The 24,242-nt window shown below is 53.2% G+C and carries 15 protein-coding genes; 9 read left to right on the top strand and 6 right to left on the bottom strand.

Annotated features, from left to right (window positions below):
• Positions 1 to 53: 53 nt before the first annotated feature.
• The 5 genes from D4L85_RS05450 (at position 54) to D4L85_RS05430 (ending at position 8,949) form a co-directional block, all read left to right on the top strand.
• Positions 54 to 1,193, top strand: a complete 1,140-nt coding sequence (locus tag D4L85_RS05450) for an efflux RND transporter periplasmic adaptor subunit (RefSeq protein WP_119753362.1) — start codon at positions 54 to 56, stop codon at positions 1,191 to 1,193.
• 49 nt (positions 1,194 to 1,242) lie between these two features.
• Positions 1,243 to 4,392: an efflux RND transporter permease subunit gene (locus tag D4L85_RS05445; RefSeq protein WP_119753361.1), complete on the top strand. Its 3,150-nt coding sequence runs from the start codon at positions 1,243 to 1,245 to the stop codon at positions 4,390 to 4,392.
• A 15-nt stretch (positions 4,393 to 4,407) separates the two neighbouring features.
• Positions 4,408 to 5,850, top strand: coding sequence for a TolC family protein (locus D4L85_RS05440; protein WP_119753360.1), 1,443 nt, complete (start codon positions 4,408 to 4,410; stop codon positions 5,848 to 5,850).
• A gap of 121 nt (positions 5,851 to 5,971) precedes the next feature.
• Positions 5,972 to 6,304 carry a PadR family transcriptional regulator gene (locus D4L85_RS05435; protein WP_119753359.1) on the top strand — a complete coding sequence of 111 codons (333 nt, stop codon included), beginning with the start codon at positions 5,972 to 5,974 and terminating at the stop codon, positions 6,302 to 6,304.
• A gap of 8 nt (positions 6,305 to 6,312) precedes the next feature.
• A complete protein-coding gene (locus tag D4L85_RS05430; RefSeq protein ID WP_119753358.1) occupies positions 6,313 to 8,949 on the top strand; it encodes an FtsX-like permease family protein in 2,637 nt (878 codons plus the stop codon).
• Positions 8,950 to 8,969: 20 nt separating this feature from the next.
• On the opposite strand, the gene D4L85_RS05425 is transcribed toward D4L85_RS05430, so the two are convergent.
• The 3 genes from D4L85_RS05425 to D4L85_RS05415 all read right to left on the bottom strand — a co-directional run bounded on the left by D4L85_RS05425 (position 8,970) and on the right by D4L85_RS05415 (position 13,823).
• Positions 8,970 to 9,347 carry a hypothetical protein gene (locus D4L85_RS05425; protein ID WP_119753357.1) on the bottom strand — a complete coding sequence of 126 codons (378 nt, stop codon included), beginning with the start codon at positions 9,345 to 9,347 and terminating at the stop codon, positions 8,970 to 8,972.
• A gap of 13 nt (positions 9,348 to 9,360) precedes the next feature.
• On the bottom strand, positions 9,361 to 10,593 hold the full coding sequence (locus tag D4L85_RS05420) for a hypothetical protein (protein ID WP_160143560.1): 1,233 nt from the start codon (positions 10,591 to 10,593) through the stop codon (positions 9,361 to 9,363).
• A gap of 152 nt (positions 10,594 to 10,745) precedes the next feature.
• Positions 10,746 to 13,823: a glycosyltransferase family 117 protein gene (locus D4L85_RS05415; RefSeq protein ID WP_119753355.1), complete on the bottom strand. Its 3,078-nt coding sequence runs from the start codon at positions 13,821 to 13,823 to the stop codon at positions 10,746 to 10,748.
• Positions 13,824 to 13,952: 129 nt separating this feature from the next.
• Between D4L85_RS05415 and D4L85_RS05410 the strand changes: the two genes are divergently transcribed.
• The 3 genes from D4L85_RS05410 to D4L85_RS05400 all read left to right on the top strand — a co-directional run bounded on the left by D4L85_RS05410 (position 13,953) and on the right by D4L85_RS05400 (position 18,425).
• Complete coding sequence (locus D4L85_RS05410) at positions 13,953 to 15,176, top strand: sensor histidine kinase (protein ID WP_119753354.1); 1,224 nt, start codon at positions 13,953 to 13,955, stop codon at positions 15,174 to 15,176.
• Entirely contained in the window at positions 15,173 to 15,856 is a 684-nt protein-coding gene (locus tag D4L85_RS05405) for a response regulator transcription factor (protein WP_119753353.1), read from the top strand. The genes D4L85_RS05410 and D4L85_RS05405 overlap by 4 nt, the downstream gene beginning before the upstream one ends.
• A gap of 76 nt (positions 15,857 to 15,932) precedes the next feature.
• The gene (locus D4L85_RS05400; RefSeq protein ID WP_119758671.1) at positions 15,933 to 18,425 is read left to right on the top strand and encodes a serine hydrolase; all 2,493 of its coding nucleotides are present in this window, start codon (positions 15,933 to 15,935) and stop codon (positions 18,423 to 18,425) included.
• 22 nt (positions 18,426 to 18,447) lie between these two features.
• Here the strand turns inward: D4L85_RS05400 and D4L85_RS05395 are convergent, their stop codons facing one another.
• The 3 genes from D4L85_RS05395 to D4L85_RS05385 form a co-directional block, all read right to left on the bottom strand.
• Entirely contained in the window at positions 18,448 to 19,596 is a 1,149-nt protein-coding gene (locus D4L85_RS05395) for a DUF3179 domain-containing (seleno)protein (RefSeq protein ID WP_119753352.1), read from the bottom strand.
• A gap of 102 nt (positions 19,597 to 19,698) precedes the next feature.
• Positions 19,699 to 20,568 (bottom strand): 5'-methylthioadenosine/adenosylhomocysteine nucleosidase, encoded by an 870-nt coding sequence (locus D4L85_RS05390; RefSeq protein ID WP_228450784.1) that lies wholly within the window; start codon positions 20,566 to 20,568, stop codon positions 19,699 to 19,701.
• A 10-nt stretch (positions 20,569 to 20,578) separates the two neighbouring features.
• A complete protein-coding gene (locus tag D4L85_RS05385) occupies positions 20,579 to 21,880 on the bottom strand; it encodes an NCS2 family permease (protein WP_119753351.1) in 1,302 nt (433 codons plus the stop codon).
• Positions 21,881 to 22,142: 262 nt separating this feature from the next.
• Between D4L85_RS05385 and D4L85_RS05380 the strand changes: the two genes are divergently transcribed.
• Complete coding sequence (locus D4L85_RS05380) at positions 22,143 to 24,233, top strand: carboxy terminal-processing peptidase (RefSeq protein WP_119753350.1); 2,091 nt, start codon at positions 22,143 to 22,145, stop codon at positions 24,231 to 24,233.
• Positions 24,234 to 24,242: the final 9 nt, after the last annotated feature.

Genomic DNA, 24,242 nt, shown 5'->3' with positions numbered 1-24,242 from the left:
TAACGCGCTCAAAAATTGAGCACGGCTATCTTCATTAATACGATTGGGCTTTTATGAAAAACACCAGGATTTTTATTTTACTTTTTTGTGTAGGGATCGCTGCCTGCAGTCCGGAACGCAAAACAGACACACGCCAAAAATTGCCGGTCACCAGATTGATCGCGAAAGACACTGTGCTGCACCGCGAATATGTGGCCGACATCAATGCCTTCCGCAACGTAGAGATCCGCGCCCGCGTGCAAGGCTACCTGGACTACATTTATGTTGACGAGGGCCAGGAAGTGAAAAAAGGACAGTTGCTCTTCCGCATCAACGACCAGGAATATAAAGCCGAATACACCCAGGCCAAAGCAAACCTGCGCAGCATCGAAGCCGATGCCAAGGCCATCGAACTGGAGCTGCACCAGGTGAAATTGCTGGTGGAGAAAGAGATCATCTCCCGGACCGAGCTCGAAATGGCCCAGGCCAAGCTGGCCGCAGTCCGAGCCAAGATTGAAGAGGCCCGCTCATCCCTGAGCAACGCCGAGATCCGCTTGTCGCACACACAGATCAAAGCCCCCTTCGATGGTGTGATCGACCGGTTGCCGTTCAAGATGGGAAGCCTCATCGACGAAGGATCGCTGCTCACTACGGTTTCGGATGTCGACGCATTCTATTCTTATTTCAATGTGTCGGAAAAGGAATACCTCGAATACATCAAAAAGAAACTGAACCACAAAAGGGAAAACGACGAAGTGGAATTGATCCTCGCCGACGGCAGCTTGTATGCCCACAAAGGAAGGATCGAAACCATGGAAGGTGAGTTTGAAGCCAGCACGGGCAACATCGCCTTCCGCGCTAAATTCCCCAACCCGCAAAAACTCATCAAACACGGCGCCAGCGGCAGGGTTAGGTTGACCAACACCGTACAGAACGCGCTCTTCGTACCGCAGAAAGCCACGATGGAGATCCAGGACAAGACCTATGTGTTCGTGGTCGACAGCAAGAATATGGTGAAGATGCAAAGCTTCACACCCAAGCTGCGGTTCTCCCATTTCTACATCGTGGAAGCCGGACTGAAGCCTGGCGATAAGGTGGTCTACGAAGGCATCCAGAACATCCGCAATGGCATGAGCATCACCCCGGCCTACCTGCCGCTGGACAGCCTCATCCTCATCACGGAACAAAAGCCCGCGGCCGTCGCCAAGATTTAGGGCAGAGCCTTCTTGTATTCGTCAATCCTTTTAAAACAAAACGCTAAAGATGTTTCGCACCTTTATAGAACGACCTGTGCTTTCACTGGTCATATCCCTGCTCATCACCCTGCTGGGCGTGCTGGCCTGGGTTGAGCTACCCGTCACGCAATTCCCCGACATCGTGCCGCCGGCGGTGACGGTCACCACCAGCTATGTGGGCGCCAATGCCGAAGTGTGCGCCAAAGCCGTGGTCACACCCATCGAACGGGCCGTGAACGGTGTGCCCGGCATGACCTACATGACGTCGGTGTCCAGCAACGATGGCACCAGCATCATTCAAGTGTATTTCCGGGTGGGAACCGATCCCGATCTGGCGGCCGTGAACGTACAGAACCGCGTGTCCACCGTGTTGGATGAAATGCCGGAGGAAGTGATCAAGGCGGGGGTGGTCGTTGAAAAAGAGGTGAACAGCATGCTGCTCTACCTCAACCTCACCAGCGACGACAACACCGTGGATGAAAACTTCATCTACAACTTCGCCGACATCAACGTGCTCGCCGAACTAAAACGCATCGACGGCGTAGGCTTTGCCGACATCATGGGCGCTCGCGAGTATTCCATGCGCATTTGGCTCAAGCCCGACCGCATGGCCATCTACGAAGTCTCTGCCGATGAAGTAGTCCAGGCCCTGCGCGCGCAAAACGTGGAGGCCGCTCCAGGTAAATCGGGTGAAAGCTCTGACCGCTACAAACAAATGCTCCAGTACGTGCTGCGCTACACCGGCAAGTTCAACGAGCCTGTGCAGTATGGCAACATCGTGATCCGCGCCACCGAAGAAGGCGCCATGTTGAAACTGAAAGACATCGCCGACATCGAATTTGGCTCCATGGACTACGGCATTCTCTCCAAGCTCGACGGCAAACCTTCGGCTGCGATCCTGCTGAAGCAACGCCCCGGCTCGAACGCGCGCGAAGTGATCTCGAACGTGAAGCGGCGGATGGAAGAGCTTCAAGCTGCCTCGTTTCCGCCGGGCATGAAATATACCATCAGCTATGACGTGTCGCGCTTCCTGGATGCATCGATCCATGAAGTGGTGCGCACATTGATAGAAGCGTTCCTGTTGGTGTCGCTGGTGGTGTTTATTTTTTTGCAGGACTTTCGTTCCACCCTCATCCCCGCGTTGGCCGTGCCGGTGTCGCTCGTGGGCACATTCTTTTTTATGCAGATGCTGGGCTTCTCCATTAACCTGCTGACGCTGTTTGCGCTGGTGCTGGCCATCGGCATTGTGGTAGACAACGCCATCGTAGTGGTGGAGGCCGTGCACGTGAAGATGGAAGAGGGCTTGCCGCCTAAACAAGCCGCCGTCGCGGCCATGAAAGATATCAGCGGCGCCATTGTGGCCATCACGTTGGTGATGTCGGCCGTGTTTGTGCCGGTGGCGTTCATGTCGGGGCCGGTGGGAATTTTTTATCGCCAGTTCTCGCTGACGCTGGCCATCGCCATTGTTATCTCGGGGATCAACGCGCTAACCCTCACGCCTGCGCTGTGTGCGATCATGCTGAAACAGGCGGATGAGCACAACCATGGAAAAAATTTGCTGCAACGTTTCTTTTTAAAATTCAACAACGGCTATGGAACGGTGGCGAATAAATATCAGTCGCTGATCACTGCGCTGGCTGGCCGCCGCGTCGTGACGATGGGATTGTTGTTCTTTTTTATCGTGGCCACCTGGGGTATCAGTACGATATTGCCTTCCGGTTTTATTCCCACCGAAGATCAGGGCATGATCTATGTGAACATCACCACGCCGTCTGGCGCAACCGTTGAACGGACGGAACGCGTGATGGATGAAGTGCAAGCGGCTACCAAGGGCATGTCTTCTGTGGAATCGGTATCGACGCTGGCGGGATTTAGCCTGATGACCGATGGCGCGGGGTCTTCGTATGGCATGGGCATGATCAACCTGAAGGCCTGGGATGAGCGCGAGGAGTCGCTCCCGGAGATCATCCGGGAGTTGGAGGAGCGCACGAAAAACATTTCGGATGCCAGCATTCAATTCTTCCCACCGCCCACCGTGCCGGGCTTTGGCAATGCGAGTGGATTCGAGCTTCGCGTCCTGGATAGAACAGGCACGGGCGACCTTCAGCGAACAGCATCGGTGACCGAAGATTTCATCCGGTCCCTGAAAGCGCGACCGGAAATTGGCGACGCCTTCACCAGCTTCGATCCCAGCTTCCCGCAATACATGATCCACGTCGACCAGGAGACGGCGGCGCAAAAAGGGGTGACCATCGATAAAGCCATGAGTAACCTGCAAACCCTCATCGGCAGTTTGTATGCCACCAACTTTATTCGCTTTGGCCAGATGTATAAAGTGATGGTGCAGGCCGACGCGCACTACCGCGCCAACCCGGAAGATCTCCTGGCGTTGCACGTGAAGAACGACAAAGGCGAGATGGTTCCCTACTCCGCGTTTGTCCATTTAGAGCGCGTGTATGGACCCGAGCAATTGACGCGCTACAACATGTTCACGGCGGCCATGGTCAACGGCGAGGCAAAGCCCGGCTATAGCAGCGGCGATGCCATCGAAGCCATTAAACAAGTGGCCAGCCAAACCCTGCCACGGGGATTCACCTACGAGTGGTCGGGGATGACGCGCGAGGAGATCCTGTCCGGCAACCAGGCGATCTTCATTTTTATGATCTGCCTGTTGTTCGTCTACTTATTGCTATCGGCCCAATACGAAAGTTTTTTGTTGCCCTTGCCGGTGATCTTGTCTTTGCCCACGGGAATTTTCGGCGCATTCTTTTTCCTGACGGTGGCGGGATTGCAGAACAATATCTATGCACAGGTCGCGCTGGTCATGTTGATCGGACTGCTGGGAAAGAATGCCATCCTTGTGGTAGAGTTCGCCATTCAACGCCAGAAAGAAGGGCTCTCGGTGCTGAGAGCCGCCGTCGAAGGTGCAGCATCCCGGTTGCGCCCCATCCTGATGACTTCGTTTGCTTTTGTGGCGGGACTCATACCGTTGTGTATGGCTACCGGTGCCGGCGCATTGGGCAATCGCTCCATCGGAACCGCGGCCGCCGGGGGCATGATCATCGGAACGGTATTCGGCGTCATTCTCGTTCCGGGTCTCTATGTGATCTTCGCAGAGTTGGCCGAACGCCGCAAGCCCGCGATGAAGTTCGGGGAGCATTTACATATCGTGAATTAAAATTGAGATTCGATTATGACTTTTAAACGATCGGCGTATAGCGTTTTTATTTTTGTAGTGGTCCTGTGCACGAGTTGCAAAATGACGAAGCCCATGTTTCCTCAGGCGGTAAAAGTGCCGGATTCCTTTGGTGCGGTGGCCGATACGACCAGTTCGGGACGCACACCGTGGAATGTATTTTTCAGAGACCCGCATTTGATCCGTCTCATCGGCGAAGCTATCGAAAGTAATCCCGACGTGCAGATCGCCCTGCAACGCATCGAGATGACCCGCGCCGGCGTGCTGCTGCGAAAAGGAGCACTCTTTCCTTCGGTGAATCTTTTTGTCGCGCGGGGTCAACGCAAGTTTGGCGACCACACGATGGACGGCGTGGGAAATTTTGATACCAATTTTTCCGACAATATCACCGACGACAAACGCATGCCCGAACACCTCCCGGAATATTACGCCGGCCTGCAAAGCTCGTGGGAGATCGACCTTTGGAAAAAGCTCCGCCATCGCAAGAAAGCCGCCTTTACGCGACTGCTGGCCAGCGAAAAAGGAAAACACTGGGTCACGACCACGCTGGTTGCCGAAGTGGCCGTGTTATACTACGAGCTGCTCGCACTCGACAACGAACTGCAGATCATCCACGAAAACATCCGGCTCCAGCAAAAAGCGGTGGAAGTGATCCTGGTTCAGAAGCAGGCCGGCCGCGCCAACGAACTGGCGGTGCAACAATTCACCGCCCAATTGATCAATACACAAGGCCTGGAGTACCGCGTGCGCCAGGAGATCGTAGACGCCGAAAACGCGCTCAATGTTTTGCGTGGAAGCATGGGCAACCCCGTGGAAAGAGGCCAACCTATACTGACACATGCGCTTCCCTCGGAGGTCACCGTCGGCATCCCGGCGCAAATGCTGCGACGGCGTCCCGATATTCAGCAAGCGGAGTTGGCGTTGCTGGCCTCGCATGCCGATGTGAAGGCGGCCTATGCGGCTTTCTTCCCATCGCTCACCATCACGTCCTCGGTGGGCTTGCAGTCGTTTAGTTCGGCCTACTTTTTTAGTACGCCCGGTTCCATTGCGTACAATGTTTTGGGCGGGCTAACGGCACCCTTGTTTGATCGCAATAACATTCGCGCCGACTACAAGGCGGCTACGGCATTTCAAAATGAGGCCTTTCATCAATATCGCCGTACGGTGCTCAATGGTTACAGCGAGGTGGTGAGCAACATGAACCGGATCGAGAATTTGAAGGCCACCTCCAACCTGAAGGAACAAGAGGTGGCGGTCCTGCAAAATGCAGTGGCCACCTCGCGCGATCTTTTTAAAACCGGCTATGCCAACTACCTCGAGGTGGTGGCGGCACAACGCGGTGTGCTGGAGGCCGAGTTGGCACTGGCCGATACGCGCAAGGAACAGTTTCATTCGCTGATCGCCTTGTATAAGGCCCTGGGCGGCGGCTGGGACGAATAGATTTCTTTTGTCTCCCGCCTACCGGGGGGAGACTATTTCATCATTATTTGAATAACAAATAAAATAGAACCGTTGACATTGGCGTTTATTAGCTATACATTTAGTGAACAAATAACGGTTCATGAAAGGAACAAACCTCGGCGAATTTGAAGAACTGGTGTTGCTCACGGTGGGCATCTTGCAGGAGGAGGCCTACAGCATTGCCATTGCGAAAGAGATCAAACGCGTCACCAAGCGCAACGTCATCTTCGCGGTGGTGCATTCTGCCTTGAACCGCCTGGAAGAAAAAGGGTACGTGGATTCCAAACTCGGCGGTGCCACCCAGGAACGGGGCGGACGAAGCAAGCGCATCTTCACCATCTCAGCCGCCGGAAAAAAGGCTTTGCTGCGCAGCAAAACGCAGCGCGACGCCCTGTGGAGCCTGATGCCAAAAGTTGTTTTCAAAAATATATAAGGTAAGCTATGAAACATAAACCACCGGTTTGGGCGGATCGCTTCTTTGCATGGTTTTGCGCACCGCATTTGCTTCACGATCTTCAAGGCGACCTGCACGAGCGGTTCTATGAACGCGTCCGCGACTACGGCGTTCGGTCGGCGCGCTTTCAATTTGTGCTGGACGTGTTCTCTTTTTTCAGACCCTACATTCTGCGAAGAAGAAAGCATGGCTTTTCGCAAACACCTTTCCGGATGCTTTTCGGTCACTATTTGAAAAGCGCTTTCCGAAGTATGAAGCGCGACAAACAATTCCTCGTGGTCAACACCTTTGGTCTGGCGCTTGGAATAGGGTGTTCCCTGCTGCTGATTGCCTACGTTTATACGGAACTTTCTTATGACCGTTATGTGGATGATCCATCGTCGGTGTACCGCATCAGTTGTAGTACGGTGATCGATACAAAAGAAACACAATTTGCACCCATCCCACCGGCCATCGGTCTGGCCTTGAAAGAAGCTCTTCCCGAGATCAAAGACATGGCCCGGTTCATGACGTGGTCGTATACTACCGGCAATTCTTCGGTGACCTACCAGGACAAGTCCTTCTATCAGCAAAACATTTTTATAGCCGACTCCACGATCTTCAAGGTGATCACCTTTCGTTTCCTCGCCGGCAATGCGGCGGCGTTGCGTCAGCCGGATCGCGTTGTACTATCCCATACGCTGGCAACAAAGATCTTTGGTCCCGATTATTTGGAACGGCGCGACCTGCTGCAAACCGTGATCCGCATCGATAAACAGGAGTTGGCTGTGGGCGGCGTAGTGAAGGACATACCCTACAGCAGTCACTGGCATCCCGAAGCGTTGGTTGGCTGGCAAGGTCGGGGCAACGACAATGTGTGGGATGACTCGCACGCCTATACCTACATTCGTGTCAACCCGGGAACCGATCCGCAGGTACTGCAAAAGCGAATCACCGATTTCATCGCCGCCAACGAAAACATCAAGAAGGTAGCGGAGGCCTTTGGGGCAAAGGTGGCGGTGTTCCTTCAGCCGTTGACGGACATTCATCATCATTCCGACAAAATGTATGAGCTTTCTCCCGGTGGCAGCGTCGGGTATATGTATGCTTTCTCGGTGTTGGCGCTGTTCTTTCTTTTTTCTTCCGGCATAAACTATACAAACCTCGCCATAGCGGCGTCGGCCCATCGCTTCAAGGAGATCGGCGTGAGAAAAGTAATCGGTGCCCTGCGTCACCAGATCCAAAAACAATTCATGATCGAGGCCGTCCTGATAACGTTCATCGCGGCGGCAATTGGTGTGGGGATCTTTTACCTGTTGATCCCTCGCTTCAATACGCTGATGGAATACAAACTCGACATGAGCATCTTCCGTCAACGGGAGTTTTTGATGACGGCGACGGGCGTGGTGCTGGTCTTGTCGTTGCTTTCGGGATTTTATCCGGCGTTCTATCTATCGTGGATCAATCCCATACAAATATTGAAAAGCAAGTTGAGCGGTGGTCCGGGAAAAGCGCATTTCAGGAAAACACTTTTGATGACGCAGTTTGCCATTTCGGCGATCATGATCGTGGCTGTCCTGGTGGTGAGTGCGCAAATGCGCTACCTCAGTCAGAAGGACCTGGGCTTCAGCAAGGAAAATGTTATGATCATCACGATCCCGGATGCTTATATGAAGGACTTGCTGGTGTTGAAAGAAAAGCTCCTGGTGGTCACGGGTGTATCCGGGGCAGCCGTATGCGATTATGTGCCGGGCTATTCCGATATGGTGGATGAACACTATGTGGAACGGGCCAACGGTGAAATGAAATCCAGCACGGTATCGCGGCTGCACTTTGATAAAGATTATTTGCGGGTGTTGGGTCTTGAAGTGATCCAGGGAAGGAACTTTGATCCAACGAATGAAGCCGACTACAAAGCCGCTTACCTCGTCAACGAAGCCGCGGTAAAAGCCTACGGCTGGGATAAGACCCCGCAAGGACCACTTGGCCGAAAGATCGAGGGCTTCAACTACGGCAAGAAGGGTCAGGTGATCGGTGTGGTAAAGGACGTCAACCTTTTTTCCTTGAAGCAAAAAGTGGCGCCGTTGGTGATGGGCCTCACACCCTACGCCAGTTTCTTGTATGTGAAGACGGATGGGGAACATCCTACAGAAATGGTGAGCCGGATCGAACAAACCTATAAGGCGGTCATGAGCAACGAACCCATGACCTATCAATTCCTGGACGAGCGCCTGATGCGTCTCTATGAATCGGACCAGAAAATGAACGCAGCCCTGGTGAGCGGCTCACAAGTGCTGATCTTTATTTCGTGTCTTGGCCTGTTTGGATTGTCGGCCTTCATGGTGACACAACGCACCAAGGAGATCGGCGTTCGAAAAGTATTGGGTGCTTCACTCCGGGAGATCATGGTGTTGCTGACGCGCGATTATGTTCGTCTTATCTTCATGGCCAATCTCGTCGCGATTCCGCTGGGATATTTACTGATGCAGCAATGGCTAAAGAGCTATGCCTACAGAGTTGATCTTTCGTGGTGGATGGCGCTGGTGCCCGTGTCTCTTACGGTTTTGTTGGCGTTGCTTTCCATTAGCTTCCAGGTAGCGCGGGCGTCCAGGGCAAACCCCGTGCGGACGTTGCGATATGAGTAGCGCGGTGAAATTTCTACTTTCTACTCCGCCGTAAACCTGAACGCCTGCCCCAAAACTTTATAGTCCGACGTGATCGCATAGGCGCGGACGACATATTCTCGTCCTTTTACAAACGTATATTTCACATCGGCGTCAAAGGGCCCCGTGGTTTCGGTTGGACCCATGGAAAATTTGGGTGCTGTGGCAAGATCGGGAAAGTCATGATCCCAGATAAAACCGTGGTCTGTGATTTTGTTTTTGCCAGGTACGAGGAACGTTCCGCTAAAGTGTGCGCCGTCACTGGTTATCTGGGGAGCAAAGGTTTCAATGCGGGGATAGTCGCGTTGGTCAAGCTCCTCGCTGGTATCGGTGCACGCAAAGAGGAGGCCCGTAACAAGAAGAATATAGTTCAGTTTCATAACGTTCGAAATTTTAGAATTGAAGTTCAACAACGGCCGACAGCGCGCTGACATGGGAATCGGTGCTCAGACCGTCTCCGATATACCCATTCATGTTTTCATAGCGTGCCATCAGCACAGCCGCAAGGCGACCGCTTATTCGTTGGCTCACGCCGGCAGAGAGCCAAAAGCCCAGCATGTATTTACGAAATCCTGCAACGCCTGGATCAGACGCCACCGTCACGAGGTTTCCCGTTTCAATATCGAGTGATGCCGAACCCGAGGTTCCGCTGATGATCTCATCCATAAAACCACCGCCAACAAAGGGCGAGAAGGGCGCATCGCTTAAATTATATTGAAGACCGATTGGAATTTTGAAGGAGGTCACGTTTGTAAAAAATTCATAGTGATAGGTGTTCACGCTGGACGACACGGTTGAACGACCATGAAACTTGTTTTGAACATACCAGCCTTCCAGGGTTAGCTTGAGCTGGTTGGTCACGCGGGGCGAGTAGAGGGAAATGCCTCCGCCAAAGGTCGCGGCCTGGGCTTTGTCCACGGCGGCTTCATTAAAGGGTGGAAATCCGTGGGGCGTCACGGTGAACTTCGTGAAGGCCATACCGGCACCGAGTTTAAAATTGACCCGCAGCCAAGGTTGCTTATCGAAGTCTTGCAACGGAGCGCCGATGCAGGTATTGTATTTTCGGAATACGGAATGCAGCGACCGGTGTGTGTAAGCAGAAGTTTGAATCGGTATCAACATGCTTTGACAGTCGCTCATGATGCGCATCAACGTGTCGACATAGGGTCGTATCTGTCTGGAGTAACGGTCATTTCTTTTGTCGTAGAATGTTTTGTTATAGGGTTCCGGAAGATAACCGTATTGATCGCCTTTCGAGTAGAAGAAGTAGCGCCCGTTGGTGTAGAGGGAGACCGTACTCTTCAGCATTTCTTCCGCAAAATAATTGCTGCTGTCGGCGACGCCGGTCTTGGCGATGAAATGCTTGCCATTGTCAAAACTGTAAGAGCGAAGCTCGGTTGGTAAGTAATCGCGGGCCTTCCCTTTTTTGTCGCTTTTGAACGTACAGCGCTTATAGTTCTTTTTAGTCTTGCCCCGGTCGATCCAGCCTCTCACGGTTTCACCGGAAGTGAGCACGATTGACCCTTCTACGAATTCGCGTTGGGCAAAGCAAGGGAAAAGGATGAGGAGTTGAAAGAGAAGCAGAAGCGCCGCGCTGGATCTCACAACGTGTCGGGAAGTACACATCTGTTGGTAACAGGGGTTAGGGTGAAGATGAGGGATAACTTTCCACCAAGATAATAATTCTTCCGAAAAGAAATACTCCCCGGAAGAATATCGTGACAAGACAGCGGGTTAGCGAATAGAAATTAAGTAAAAACCCCCGGCGGCAAAGAACCCTATTTATCAAATGCGGACGCGGCATCTGTTTTTTGCCATTCTTTTAAAAGCTCGTTTGATTTTTGCATCAGAAAAAGGTTCAGGTCGCTGCTGGGCACGCCGGCCTCGCGATCCTGCAACACCATATCGGAAGCATACTCGTAAACAGACGTCGTGAGACGTTGCGCCATTTCATCTTTCCCCAGAGCCATGAGCATGTCGGCGGCTTGCAGGTTGGTATAGGAGGGAAGCAGGTGCGGTGGATATAATTTTTCGACGGCCTCGACGAGTACTTTCTCCGCCATTTCCGTTTCACCTTCTTCCAGGTAGGCTTCCGCCAGCGCGTTGAAGGATTGACGGATGGGGACGATCATGCGCGCATGAAAATCCTCATAGTTAAAATAAACATTCGGGCTGGCGAGATTCGCGTAGTCGGCTTGTTCGACAAGATACTTGTAGGTAAGGGCCTTGTCGACGGGAATGTTTTTTTCATCATGCGACGTTGGCGTAAGCCTGTACAGCGTGCCTTCCTGCACGGCGTAGGGTTTCAGGTCCAGCCCGATGGTGTTGATGGAGGTGAAATTAAAATAGATGGGCCGTTCGCCGTGATTGCTCACGATGAGATCTACTAACGCCAATGCATTCTTTTGCAAATAGTTCTCGGTCAGCTTTAGATTCATGATCTGCCCTTTGGGTGCGGCCGTGTCGTTGGCGGTCAACTTATTTTGCGACACCGGTGGTTCGAGGTTTATCTTCAGTGTGCGCGACGGAACAATATTGTAAGCATCGCCTTGTGCAGTCAAAACGCGAAGGGCGCTGTGCTCTTCGTTGAGCAACTGCAGGTATTTTTTTGCGTCGATACCCTCTTTAATGCTTTCCTGGATGTAGAGCACGTCGTTGGGGCCGTATTGACGGTAAGCTTTTTCATCCAACGTAAGGGCAAAGGGTGGTGATTGATAATATTGTCTTTTCAATTGCTGGATATACCAATCGGTATTAAAATAGCTGAGCACCATCACACGCACGTCGGTGCGAAAGCCTTCCACTTCCTGGATGTACCAGAACGGGAACGTATCGTTGTCGCCGCCGGTAAAGAGAATGGCGTTGGGAGCGCAACTTCTCAGCGTATTGCGGGCGCTGTCGATCTGGAAAGTCCTGCCGGCGCGATTGTGGTCATCAAAATTCTGATAGAACATCCACACCGGCACAAGGACACACAGCGCGCCGCACAAGACAAGGCTTTTTGTTTTTTTCAAGGCGAAATGCGCGGCATGGAAAAAACCGATCCCAATCCACAAACAGAAAGCGATATACGACCCCACGTAGATATAGTCGCGTTCGCGGGGTTCAACAGGAGGTGAATTGAGATAAAGCGCGAGGATCAGACCGGTGAGCAGAAAAAATACGGTCACGGCAAGGAAGCCCTTCCTGTCCTTTTGATATTGAAAGAGCATTCCCAACACGCCGGCGACAAAAGGCAACAACCAATATTGATTCCTGCCTGGATTGGGATGGTCGCCGGCCGCGTGCAAACTTTGCCAGGGCTTGAGCCAGTCCGCCCCCTGCACGTCGCTTTCGCGTCCTGCAAAATTGAAAAAGAAGTAGCGCAGATACATGTGGCCCAGCTGGGTGCTGAACATGAATCTCAGGTTGTCGACAAAGCGCGGTTTTTCGCCCGGCTTCAGGTCCAGCCAACTGCGATAGGCTTCGATGTGATCGGGATCGCGACTGTAGAGCCGGGGCAAAATGGTTTGTCGCGCCGGCTCGTATTCATATTCGATCAGGGGCCCGGAAAGTTCATAGGCTGTAGGCCCCTTTGTATAGGCCTTGCTCTTCACCGTAAACTCCTCGACTTCGGCATCGAAATAGGGGCCATACAACATCGGACTGGAAGGATACGATTCGCGATTCATGTAGGCCTTGATCATGTACAAATTTTCAGGATTGGTTTCATCGATCGGCGGATTGTGTCCCGACCGGATAAAGAGCAAGGCGTACGGTGAAAATCCTACCAACAGAAAAATGAAAGCCCAGGTATAGGTTGACAAACGGGCATATTTTTTTAGTACAACATAAAAGACTGCGATCATCAGCACGATCAGTGCCAAAGCACCTGAGTAAAACGGAAAGTGAAGTGTGTTGACAAAAAAGAAGTCCATCGAGAACGCCAGCTCAAAGAGCCCGATGGCCACCAGGCGGTTGATGAGGAACACGGTGAGAAACCCGCTGCCCACAGTGGCCAGGATCATCCAAAACGTGAGCCGCCGTTCACGGGCATACCACGAGAACGGCAGCACGGGCAGCACCAGCAAGCACATGGGATGGACGCAATAGGCCAGGCCGGCGACATAGGCGATCAATATGATCCAGCGCCACCGTTGTGATTCCGGTTGGTCTTTCCCTTTCAGGATAAGCCAAAGCAAAAGCACCAGGAAAAAACACGCCCCGCCATAGGTCTCCGCTTCCACCGCCGAATACCAGAACGAATCGGAAAATGCCATGCACAAGCTGCCACCCAGGGCCGCGATGGCCACCAGGGCGTTGGGGGTATCGGCCGGCCGCAGGGTTTGGATGAGGTAGCAGAGGATATGATAGATCACCCACACCGCGAGCGCCGAAAACAAGCCGCTCATCATATTGATGGTCCAAGCCACCAGCTTCACGTTTCCGAACGAAAGCATGCTAAACACCCTGCCGAAGAGCAACGAAAGCGGGGTGCCCGGCGTGTGGGGCACCTGCAGCTTGTAGGCCGACGCAATAAATTCCGAACAATCCCAAAGGCTTGCCGTTGGTTCCAGGGTGACCAGGTAGGTGACGAACGCCGCCAGGAAAGCGACGAGGCCGCCGGCGTGTTGGATTGGGTTGGTCTTCCAGGCCTGCACGAGGTGCAGCCCGCGGAAATGGTCCGCCCCCAGGATGCCGATCACAGGCAAAGCAAATCCCGCCAATAAAATGGGCGGTGCAATCCAGAGGGTCAGGACGCCAAAGCCGTTGGCGGCGGGGTCCAGGGCCACGAGGGTAAAGCCGAGCAAGAGGAGCAGCAGCGCCGCGAGGAAGTAGCTGTAGTTTTGGGAAAACCGGAAATTTGCGTGGGGCATGGTAAAGTTTTTTACAATGCTACGCACCGCGATAAAGCGGCTTGGTTAAGGAGTGTAAAGAAGTGTTAAAGGAGTGTTAAAAACCGGGCGACAAAAGGCGGTTCGCGTTTAAAGCCTTATTTTTATACAATGAAACGCAAGCATTTAGGAAAGATCATTTTACTGGGCACCGTGGTGCTCACCTGCCTGCTGGTGGTGCAGGTGTATTGGTTCAAGCGGGCATTCGATGCAGCCGAACAACAATTCGATCACCGCGTGCAACTCGCCTTGATGCACGTAGCCGATTCGGTTTCGCCCGCTCCGCACGTGAAGAAGCTTTCGTCCAATTTCTTTTTTGTTTCCACGGAAAGCGCGTTGAACGACGCTGCACTGGACCGCTTGCTGAAAAAAGAATTCCTGTCGCGCAGCCTCGACCTCGATTATGAACTGGGCGTATACAATGCCGACGACGACACACTCGTCTATGGCAACTATGTGAAGGCTACGCAACCCCGGTTGCCGGAAGACCACGCCAGCGCGCAACAAAATGCCATGGAAAAGAATTTTGCCGTATACTTTCCCAAAAAAGAAAGCTATGTAGCGGCGCAGCTGGACATCTGGATCTTCTCCACCTTTATGTTGTTGCTCATGATGGGCTTCTTTGCCTACGCCATTCTGTCGCTGTTGCGGGAACGCAAGTTTGCCGAGCTGAAAAGCGATTTCATCAACAACATGACCCACGAGTTCAAAACCCCTGTAACGAATATCAAGATCGCGGGCGAAATGTTGAAGAATAAAACGCCCGAACAAAACGGCACGCAAGTATACATCGACATCCTGCTAAAGGAGAATGAAAAATTGCGCGAGAAGATCGACCAGGTACTGCTGGGCGCTTCGGTAGATCACTTGCAACCCGCGTTGGAGCGGGTAGACGTGCACCAACTCATCGCCAATTGTGCCGAAGCATTTCAACTGAAAGTCCAGGAGCGCCAGGGACAACTGCACCTGAAGTTCGAAGCGGAATCGACGTTGATCCTCGGCGACCGCGAACTGTTGACGCAGGCCATCAACAACGTGATCGACAATGCCGAGAAATATTCCCCGCACGCACCCCACATCGTGGTACAAACGCGCGACAGCGGCAAGGGCATTGCCATCGACATCATCGACAACGGCATCGGCATTGCCCCCCAAATGAAGCAAAAAGTGTTTGAGAAGTTTTTCCGCGTGCGCTCCGGCGATGTCCACGTGAAAGGCTTTGGTTTGGGGTTGAGCTTTGTGAAAAGCGTGATCCGCTCGCATCGCGGGGAAGTGAGCCTGTTCAGCGAACTCGACAAGGGCACGGACGTGCGCATCTTTTTACCGCGAGCATGAACGGCACGCCGGACATCCTGTTGGTGGAAGACGACGAAAGCCTCGGCTTCCTTTTGAAAGATACCCTGGAGGGTTATGGCTGGAGCGTTCGCCTCTGTCCCAACGGCGAGCAGGGACTCTCCGCTTTCCACAGCCACGCCTTCGACCTCTGCATCCTCGACATCATGTTGCCCCGGAAAGACGGTTTCGACCTGGCCCTGGAAATCCGCAAATACAACCAGCAGGTCCCCATTGTTTTTCTCACGGCCAAGAACCAAACCGCCGACCGCATCCGGGGCTTCCAAGTGGGCGCCGATGATTATGTGTGCAAGCCGTTCAGCATCGAAGAATTCAAATACCGCATCGAAGCGATCCTGAAACGGTCCATGGGCACCGCCGACCGCACACCGGTTTTAAAGGCGGGCCGTTCCACGTTAGACGTACACAACCTTTCCCTGTGCGCCAACGGTGTCACCACGCGCCTCACGTACAAAGAGTGCAAAGTGCTCCAGATCTTCTTTCGTCACGGCGGCAAGGTCATCGAGCGCGATGTTTTTTTGAAGACCGTTTGGGAAGACGACGGGTTCTTCGTAGCCCGCAGCATGGACGTGTTTGTTTCCAAACTCCGGAAATACCTTCGCAGTGATGACACCTTGCGGATTGAAAACGTACGGGGCATCGGTTATATCCTGAAGCAATAACAGCCTCCTTTTCGCGAAGAAAGATTATCTTGCTTTACGGTCCCGAATGACCGACCTAAACCCACAAGATAATCGTATGCGGATAAGCCACCTCTTCACGCTCTGCGCCATGCTACTCTGTTCAGGCGCATTTTGTCAGCAACAAGCAAAAATTGCACACATCGATTCCGTTCTTCATTGGATGAACGAAAGAGAGATGTTCAACGGCACGGTGTTGGTGGCGGAAAAGGGAAAGGTTTTATACAAAAAAGCATTTGGCATAGCCGACCCGAAAACACGCGTACCCCTCACCACCGCCTCGGCCTTTAATCTGGCCTCCGTCTCCAAACAATTCTATGCGATGATGACGATGATGCTGCACGAAGGTGGCAAGCTTCAATACGATGACCCGGTGCAAAAATACCTTCTCATCTTTCCCTATCCAGGCATCACGATCCGTCACCTCATGAACCAAACCTCGGGCCTTCCCGAATATTTTGACATAGCCGCCGCCAATTTGAATTTGCTCGATACACTGACCAATGCTTCGATGCTGGACTTGTTGGCGTATAAGAAGCCACCCTTGCTATTTGCACCGGGTGAACGATGGGAATACTGCAATACAAACTACACCACACTGGCCTCCGTCATCGAAAAAGTGTCGGGGATGACGGCCGATAAATTTTTTCAACAACGCATCGCCGGGCCGTTGAAGATGACCAACAGTTATGTGTATCACCTGAAAATGAAAACCTCGCCGGCCTCCCGCGTGATCGGCTTCCGGTATGACGGCGGCCAACCCGTGTTGAATGACCTGATGGCATTCGACGGCATTGTGGGCGATGGCAATGTCTATGCGTCGGCGGAAGACCTTTTGAAATGGGATCGCGCGTTGTATACCGAAAAGCTGGTAAAAAAATCGACGCTGAAGGAAGCCTTTACACCGGGCAAACTTTTGAACGGGAAGTCCACCGGCTATGGTTTTGGATGGTTTGTTGATGAGGGCGGGGCCGGGGTGGAGCACACCGGTTCTTGGGTGGGTTTCTATACGCAGATCATACGCTACACCGACAAAGACCAGACGCTCATTTGGCTGAGCAACTCGTCGCGCAACACCGCCAGGCAATATGTGAGGGATATTTGGGAAGGCAAGCCCATCCGATTGCCGCAGACCGAGTTGATCACCAACATCAACCTGGTGGCCGGCAACGGTTTGCCCGCGCAAAAAACATCGGTGCGCATCATGAACGATCGCATTCGCGACATCGGAACCTTGAGGCCTTACCCGAACGAGAAAGTAACCGATGGAAAAGGCGCTGTGCTGGCACCCGGCTTCATCGATAGCCACAGTCACCATGACCGTGGCATGACAGAGGAACCCAGCTTTTTGGCTGCTGTCAGTCAGGGCATCACCACCATTGTTATTGGGCAAGACGGCGACTCAGACCCGGTGGACTCTTTGAAAAACAGCATGAAGAAAATTCCGGTCAGTGTGAACGTGGCGACCTATACCGGCCACGCCACGTTGCGGCAACACATCATGAAGCAACGCCTGTACCGTGCGGCGCGAACTGCGGAGGTGGATTCGATGAAAGCGTTGCTGGAAAAAGAAATGGACAAAGGTTCGCTCGGCCTTGCCACCGGTTTGGAATACGAAGCTGCGTTTTTCTCAAACACCGACGAAGTGATTGCACTGGCCAAGGTGGCGGCTTCCAAAGGTGGCCGCTACATCAGTCACATCCGCAGCGAAGACATTCACCTGGAAGAGGCGGTGACCGAGATCATCAACATCGGTCGCGAAGCGAAGTTGCCCGTGCAGATCTCGCATTTAAAAATTGCCCTGCACAGCAAATGGGGCACGGCCCCGAATGTGCTGAACCGGTTGGAGAAAGCCCGTGCACAAGGTGTCGATATTACAGCCGACGTGTATCCCTATGCCATGTGGATGTCCACGCCGCGCGTATTGTTCCCCAAGAAAGATTTTGATAACGAACAAAGCGCAATCTTCGCCACGCAAGAACTATTCGATCCCTCCAAATCTGTGATGCTCTACTTTTCGGCAAACCGTTCCTATGAAGGGAAGACCGTTTCAGAGATCGCGACCTTGAATCGTGAAACGCCACCAAAAGCGTTGATGCGTTTGATTCGCGAAGCCGATGAAAAGAAGGGTTCGGCAGGTATTGCCGGTCACTCCATGGCAGAAGAAGATATTGTGAGTTTTCTGCAGTGGCCTCATACCAACATTTGTTCCGACGGCGCACCCGATGGTCACCCTCGCGGACATGGGGCGTTCACACGCGTGCTGGGTCCTTATGTGCGCGATCAAAAGATCATGCCACTGGAAACGGCCATCTTTAAAATGACTGGTCTCACCGCCGAACACCTGGGTCTTCACCACCGGGGATTGATCGCACCGGGCAACTTCGCGGACCTGGTATTGTTTGATCCCGCCACCGTGAAAGATAATGCTACCATGACCGATCCCATGGCCCTGTCCACCGGCATTCTGAAGGTGTGGGTCAATGGTCAGGCCGTCTATGAAAATCAAAAGGCCACGGGTAATTTTCCCGGTAGATTTATCGGAAGATAATTTTCGAAACGCCGGTTAATTTTTATTCGAACTTCTCCGTGTCCGGGTGGAACGTGCGCCAGCTGTGCCAGAATTCCTGATAGGCTTTCACGCGGGGCAGGCGCTGGTCTGGGGTGGAGAGGTTGCGTCCGGAGAGGTCGTAGGGTTTGTCCCCCGCAAAGAGGGTGTCTTGCCGCAAGGTGAACTCTTCGGTTTGGGATGGGCGTTCGAATACCACGAAGGTTTGTGCATCGCCAGAAAGGGCCAACACCACCGGCTTGCCACCCACATTGTCGTTGATGATGCGTTTCTCGGTGAGCTGGATCCAATCGTAAGCCTTGCTGGCGTTGCCGGCCTGGATGCCCACCACCCACGATTTGTCTTTCCACGAAAGACTGTCGGTGCGTGTGAGCTTGCCTTTGCTTTTGCCCTTCTCGAATCGGCCGGTGGAATCATATTTTGTGCGCGACACGGCATCCAGTTGCATGACCACGGCTTTTGGATATAACTCAAAAAACTTGCGCAGGTTGGTTTGGAAAGATTCCACTTCGGGCAGCGACTGTCCTTTCAGCGATCCCGCTACGGCTTCACCGGTGGCCTGGCGCCACCAGCTTTTGGTAGTCGCATCCTCGAACATCGCATTGAAATGATCCATGCCCACCAGCCTGAATTTCTCGTGTTGCCCGTTCACCGTGGGCTCGAACACGCGACCCGTGCGACACACATTACAATAGGTGACGATGATATTTTTTCCGCCGATCGTGTCCTGGACCTGGTGATGGTAAGAGAGGTAGCGGATGGGATAAGCTTTGGCAATGCCTTTATATTCTACGGCGATCACAAGGCTGCTGTCGTTCACTTGGTTTTCGCCCTGCGATTTAAATGTGACTTTTTCCGGCTGTGAGAAAATGCTGTCCGCGGTCATTTTAAAATTAAAATAATAGACCACCACCATAGCCAACGCGCCAACGGCAGCGGGTATCCAGCGGTGCTTGACCTGGAAGGCATCCCGGAACCCCGCAATGATCATCAGGCCAAAAGCAACCCTGAACCACCAGCGGTAAGAATGCAGGGAATAGGCAACGTCAAGACTTTGGATCTCCTGGCTGCCCGGCATGGGCATGATGAAATAAACTTTCAGGATTTCGAATACAGCAAGGAGGATCATCCCCGCATAGAATAATTTTTTCATAGCGATCGATAGTGAAGAAAAAATTTTGTGATCAGAACTGCCGGCTGTTACGGGGTCAGCGGCAGCTAACAGAGATAAAGATAGATTTTTTTTGGAAATGAATCACTTTTTCGATTTTCCCTGGGCCGCCATAATGGCCATGACCAGGTTTGCGGAGTTGCGGGCGGCGACCTGGTAAAACGTTTCAATATCGGCATGGGCGGTGCTGCTGGCGTTGTCGCTCATACTCCGGATGACCAGGAAGGGAGTGTGTTGCTGATAGCTCACCTGCGCTACCGCCGCGCCTTCCATTTCCGTGGCTTCGGCATGCATTTGCTTTTGAAGTTCCTGCGTGGCTTTCTCGGAAGACACAAACACGTCGCCGGTCACAATGACGCCGCTGATGATCTTGGGTGAACGAAGGCCTTGCGGGCTTTTGATCTTTTCCAGTGTCAAATTCTTTCCAGCCCGTTGGGCTAGGTTGATCAGGCTGGTGTCGCAGGGAAAGTAGATGGGATTCTCCTGCATGGTGGCCGGGTCGCGCGTAGGGCGGCGTTGAATGCCGGCAGGGGTGAGCGCGCCATAGTCATGGTGGGCCAGGGTGGTGCCGATGACCAGGTCGCCGGGCGCCAGGGTGGGATTGATCGCACCCGCAATGCCGGTGAAAACGATGGCCTTGGGATGAAAATGTTCGATCAACAAAATGGTGGTGAGCGATGCGTTCACCTTGCCGATGCCCGTTTGTGCCAGCACCACGTGTTGTCCGTTGAGCTTTCCTTCCGTGAACGATAAATGCTGAATGACAAATTCGGTTTTGTCCTGCATTTGTGTGGCCAGGAATTTTACTTCCTCGGGAAACGCGCCCAGAATGCCGGTAATATCGGTCATCACCGTGTCCATGCGTGCGGCGGGCTTGATCTCTACAATGCCTTGCCCACAGAGCGATGACGCGGAACAAAGGGCAACGGAAAAGAAAATGATCGTTCTGAGCATAGTGAATGTTTTATTCTAAAGTAAGCGCCACCAGGGCAAAGGCATCGATGATCCAAAGGGCGAGGGGCACGTCTTTTGTTTTGCCGTGACTGACTTTCAACACAGTCCAACTGAGAAATCCCCAAATGATGCCTTGCGTGATGGAGTAGGTGAAAGGGATGAGCACCATGGCGAGAAACGCGGGGATGGCCTCGTCCATATGTTGCCAGCGAATTTTTGTGACCGGGCGGATCATGTACGCACCAACCAAAACCAACGCCGGCGCTGTGGCGATCGCGGGAATGGCCGTGAGCAATGGCGACAGAAATAAGAACGGCAAGAACAATAGCGCGCCCGTGATGGCGGTCAATCCTGTGCGTCCGCCGGCTTCGATGCCCACGGCCGATTCAATGTAGGCCGTACCCGGGCTGGAGCCGAACAAGCCCGCCAGCAGGGTAGACGTCGCGTCGGTAATCAACGAACGTTTTATATTTCGCGGTTCGCCGTTCTCGTCGGTGAGGTGGGCGGCTTCGGAAAGCGCGACGAAGGTGGAAAGTCCATCGAACATGCCCGTAAAGACAAAGGCAAACACGACGGGTGCTAATGCCCATTGCAGCGAGTGAACCAGGTCGAGTGAAAAAAGCAAACTGAAGTCGGGCGCGGAGAAAAGACCGTTCCAATGCACGACGGGATCCGGACCACCCCACCATCTCCCCAGTGTGAACGCCGCCAGGGTGGTAGCGAGCATACCTAACAGCACGGCGCCTTTCACCTGACGGATGATGAGTGCTGCGGTGATCAATACACCAAAAAGAAAAACCAGCAACGACGGATTGAGCTTGCCCACACCGATCACCGTGGCCGGGTGATGCACGATGAAACCGGCATTCACAAACCCGATCAGCGCAATGAACAACCCAATCCCGGCCGTGATGGCATAGCGCAACGGCATGGGGATCGCTTTAACGATATGCGTGCGGATATTGAACACCGAAAGCAAAAAGAAGATCACGCCCGCCCAGAACACCGCGCCCAACGCTACCGGCCACGCGACGTGCATGCCCATGACCACAGAAAAAGTGAAGAACGCATTCAGCCCCATGCCCGGCGCCACCAATATGGGGTTGCGCGCATAGAGTCCCATCATCAGGCTGCTAAAAAAAGATACCAGCACGGTGGCCGTGAGCACGGCGGCAAACGGCATCCCCGCCTGGCTCAACACCGAAGGGTTGACCACGATGATATAGGCGGTGGCCATAAAGGACGAAGCGCCGGCCACGATCTCTGTCCACGGGTGTGCATGTTTTAAGGACCGGAAAGGCGGCGAGGTCATGCGGCGAAGGGTGAATTAAGCTGTGAAAGTAAGGAGTTACTTTTTAAAATAGAACGGCGTTTGCGAAAGAATGCGCGCGGGTTCGGGCGGTTGCGTTTCAAACGGGTGCACGGAAAGACCGTTAATTTATCCGGGTTTATGGATCGCCAGGGTTTCATTAGGTTTTTGAAAAATGCGTCTGTATTTTCACAGCATCCCCCGGCCGAACCTCTCTTCGTGGTAGCGGGTATGTGAACTGTCATGAGCTTATAATCGACCAGCAATGTCCCGTTATTTCTTCCGAATTGTGCTTGGCCCCAGCGCGATGGCCTTGGGATGGATGTGTGCCCTCACCGCCACGGCGCAGTCGGCCACGAATTTCAAGACCGAAGCGTTCCTGTTAAAGAACGTTATTCAACAAAAACATTTCAGTCCTCCCGCGATCAACGATGCGTTCTCTGCCGTGGTGTTCGATAATTTTCTCGACGACCTCGATCCGGATCGCATGCTCTTCACCGAAGCCGACATCCAAACCCTCAAACCCTTCCGCGACAAGATCGACGATGAACTGAACGGCAAGAATTGGAGCTTCCTCTCCACGGTTGCCCAAACCTACAAGAAATGTCTCGCCCGGTCGTCGTCCAGCATTCTGCAATACACCCAGGGACCCTTTGATTTCAGTACGAAAGAGTATTACGTGAGTGATACCACCTGGGCAAAAGATGAAACGGCGCTGAACGTCCGGTGGCGCCTGGCACTCAAGTACGAGACCCTTGCACGCCTCGCGGAAATGAAAACAAAATTCCCCAACGAACGGCCCGAGGAATTTTTGAAGAAACACGAGCCGGAAGTGCGCGGCAAGGTGAAGACAAACAACATCGCCCGGGGCAAGCGCATTCTCTTTCATCCTTCGGGTTATGAAAATTATGTCGGAGTTGCGTTTCTGCACGCGATGGCCGGCAGCGCCGATGCACATACCGCCTACATGTCGCCCAAAGACATGGAAACGTTCATGGCCTCGCTGAGCACGCAAGGGCTTTATTTTGGGGTGACGCTAAAAGACAACGAATGGGGTGATGCAGTCGTCGACCGGCTTGCGCCCGGAGGTCCGGCGTGGAAATCGGGACAGGTATTTGTGGGTGACATCATTCAACGCCTGCGCTGGGATGGAGGCGACTGGATCGATCTCAGCGGCATGGACCTCGACGAGGTCGGGGCCATCATGGACGAGTCCAACCACCTGAGCCTGGATTTTGAATTGAAGAACGTGAGCGGCGAACAAAAAATAGTGACGCTGCGCAAAGAGAAAATATCGGACGAAGAAAATGTGGTCCGCAGTTTTGTGATCGACGGAGAAAAAAAGATCGGCTATATTTTTCTGCCGGGATTTTATTCCAACTGGGGCGATGCCGGTGGTTCGCGGTGTGCCAACGATGTGGCGAAGGCCATCATCAAACTCAAAAAAGAAAACATCAACGGACTCATTCTCGATGTGCGGTTCAACGGCGGTGGATCGCTGGAAGAAGCCGTGGCCCTTGCCGGGATCTTTATTGATGCAGGCCCCATTGGTGTGATGAAGAACCGCGCCGGTGAGATCGTGTCGGTGAAAGACGTGAACCGCGGCACGATCTACGACGGCCCGCTGGTGCTCATGGTGAATGCCTTGAGCGCGTCGGCATCCGATTTTTTGGCGGCCGCCTTGCAAGATTATCATCGCGCGATCGTCGTGGGAAGCCGCACCTACGGGAAAGCCACGGCGCAGGAAATATTTTCGCTCGATCCGAAAAGCACGGCCGCGAATTTTGCCTCCGTGAAGAACCTGTACGGCTATGCTTCGGTGACCCACGAAAAGATCTATCGCATCACGGGTAAGACCGCCCAGCGCATGGGCGTAACACCGGACATCGCGCTCCCCGATGTGCTTGACGTTCTCGGACTTCGCGAAGAAGACCAGGCGCAGACGTTGCCTTCGGATTCGGTGCAGAAGAAAACATACTACCAGCCCCTGGCGTTATTACCCATCGCCTACCTGGAAGCCAAAAGCCAGAAACGCGTGGCCACGGTAGAGGCGTTCAAAACCTTAACGGCCTATGGTCAGTTACTGGAAAAGAATGACGACCCCGTGCCGCTGTTTTGGGCCGACTTCATGACCCTGCGTGATAAGCACATGCAGATCGTCCAAAATTTGGAGAAGGAACGGGAGGCTCCTGCGCCCTATACGGTGAACAGCACCGGCTTCGAGCAGGAGCGCCTCGCGATGGATGAATACACGCGGAACCTGCATGCCGCCTGGATAAAAAAAATGCAGCAGGATATTTCTTTGGAAGAAGCTTTTCATATTCTTTGTGACTACATAACTACCTTCAAAAAATAGTGATGACTA

Origin of the sequence: Chryseolinea soli (assembly GCF_003589925.1) — a bacterium.
Taxonomy (GTDB): domain Bacteria; phylum Bacteroidota; class Bacteroidia; order Cytophagales; family Cyclobacteriaceae; genus Chryseolinea; species Chryseolinea soli.
The sequence above is the reverse complement of the archived record's forward strand: the minus strand, read 5'-3'. Positions and strand labels throughout refer to the sequence as shown.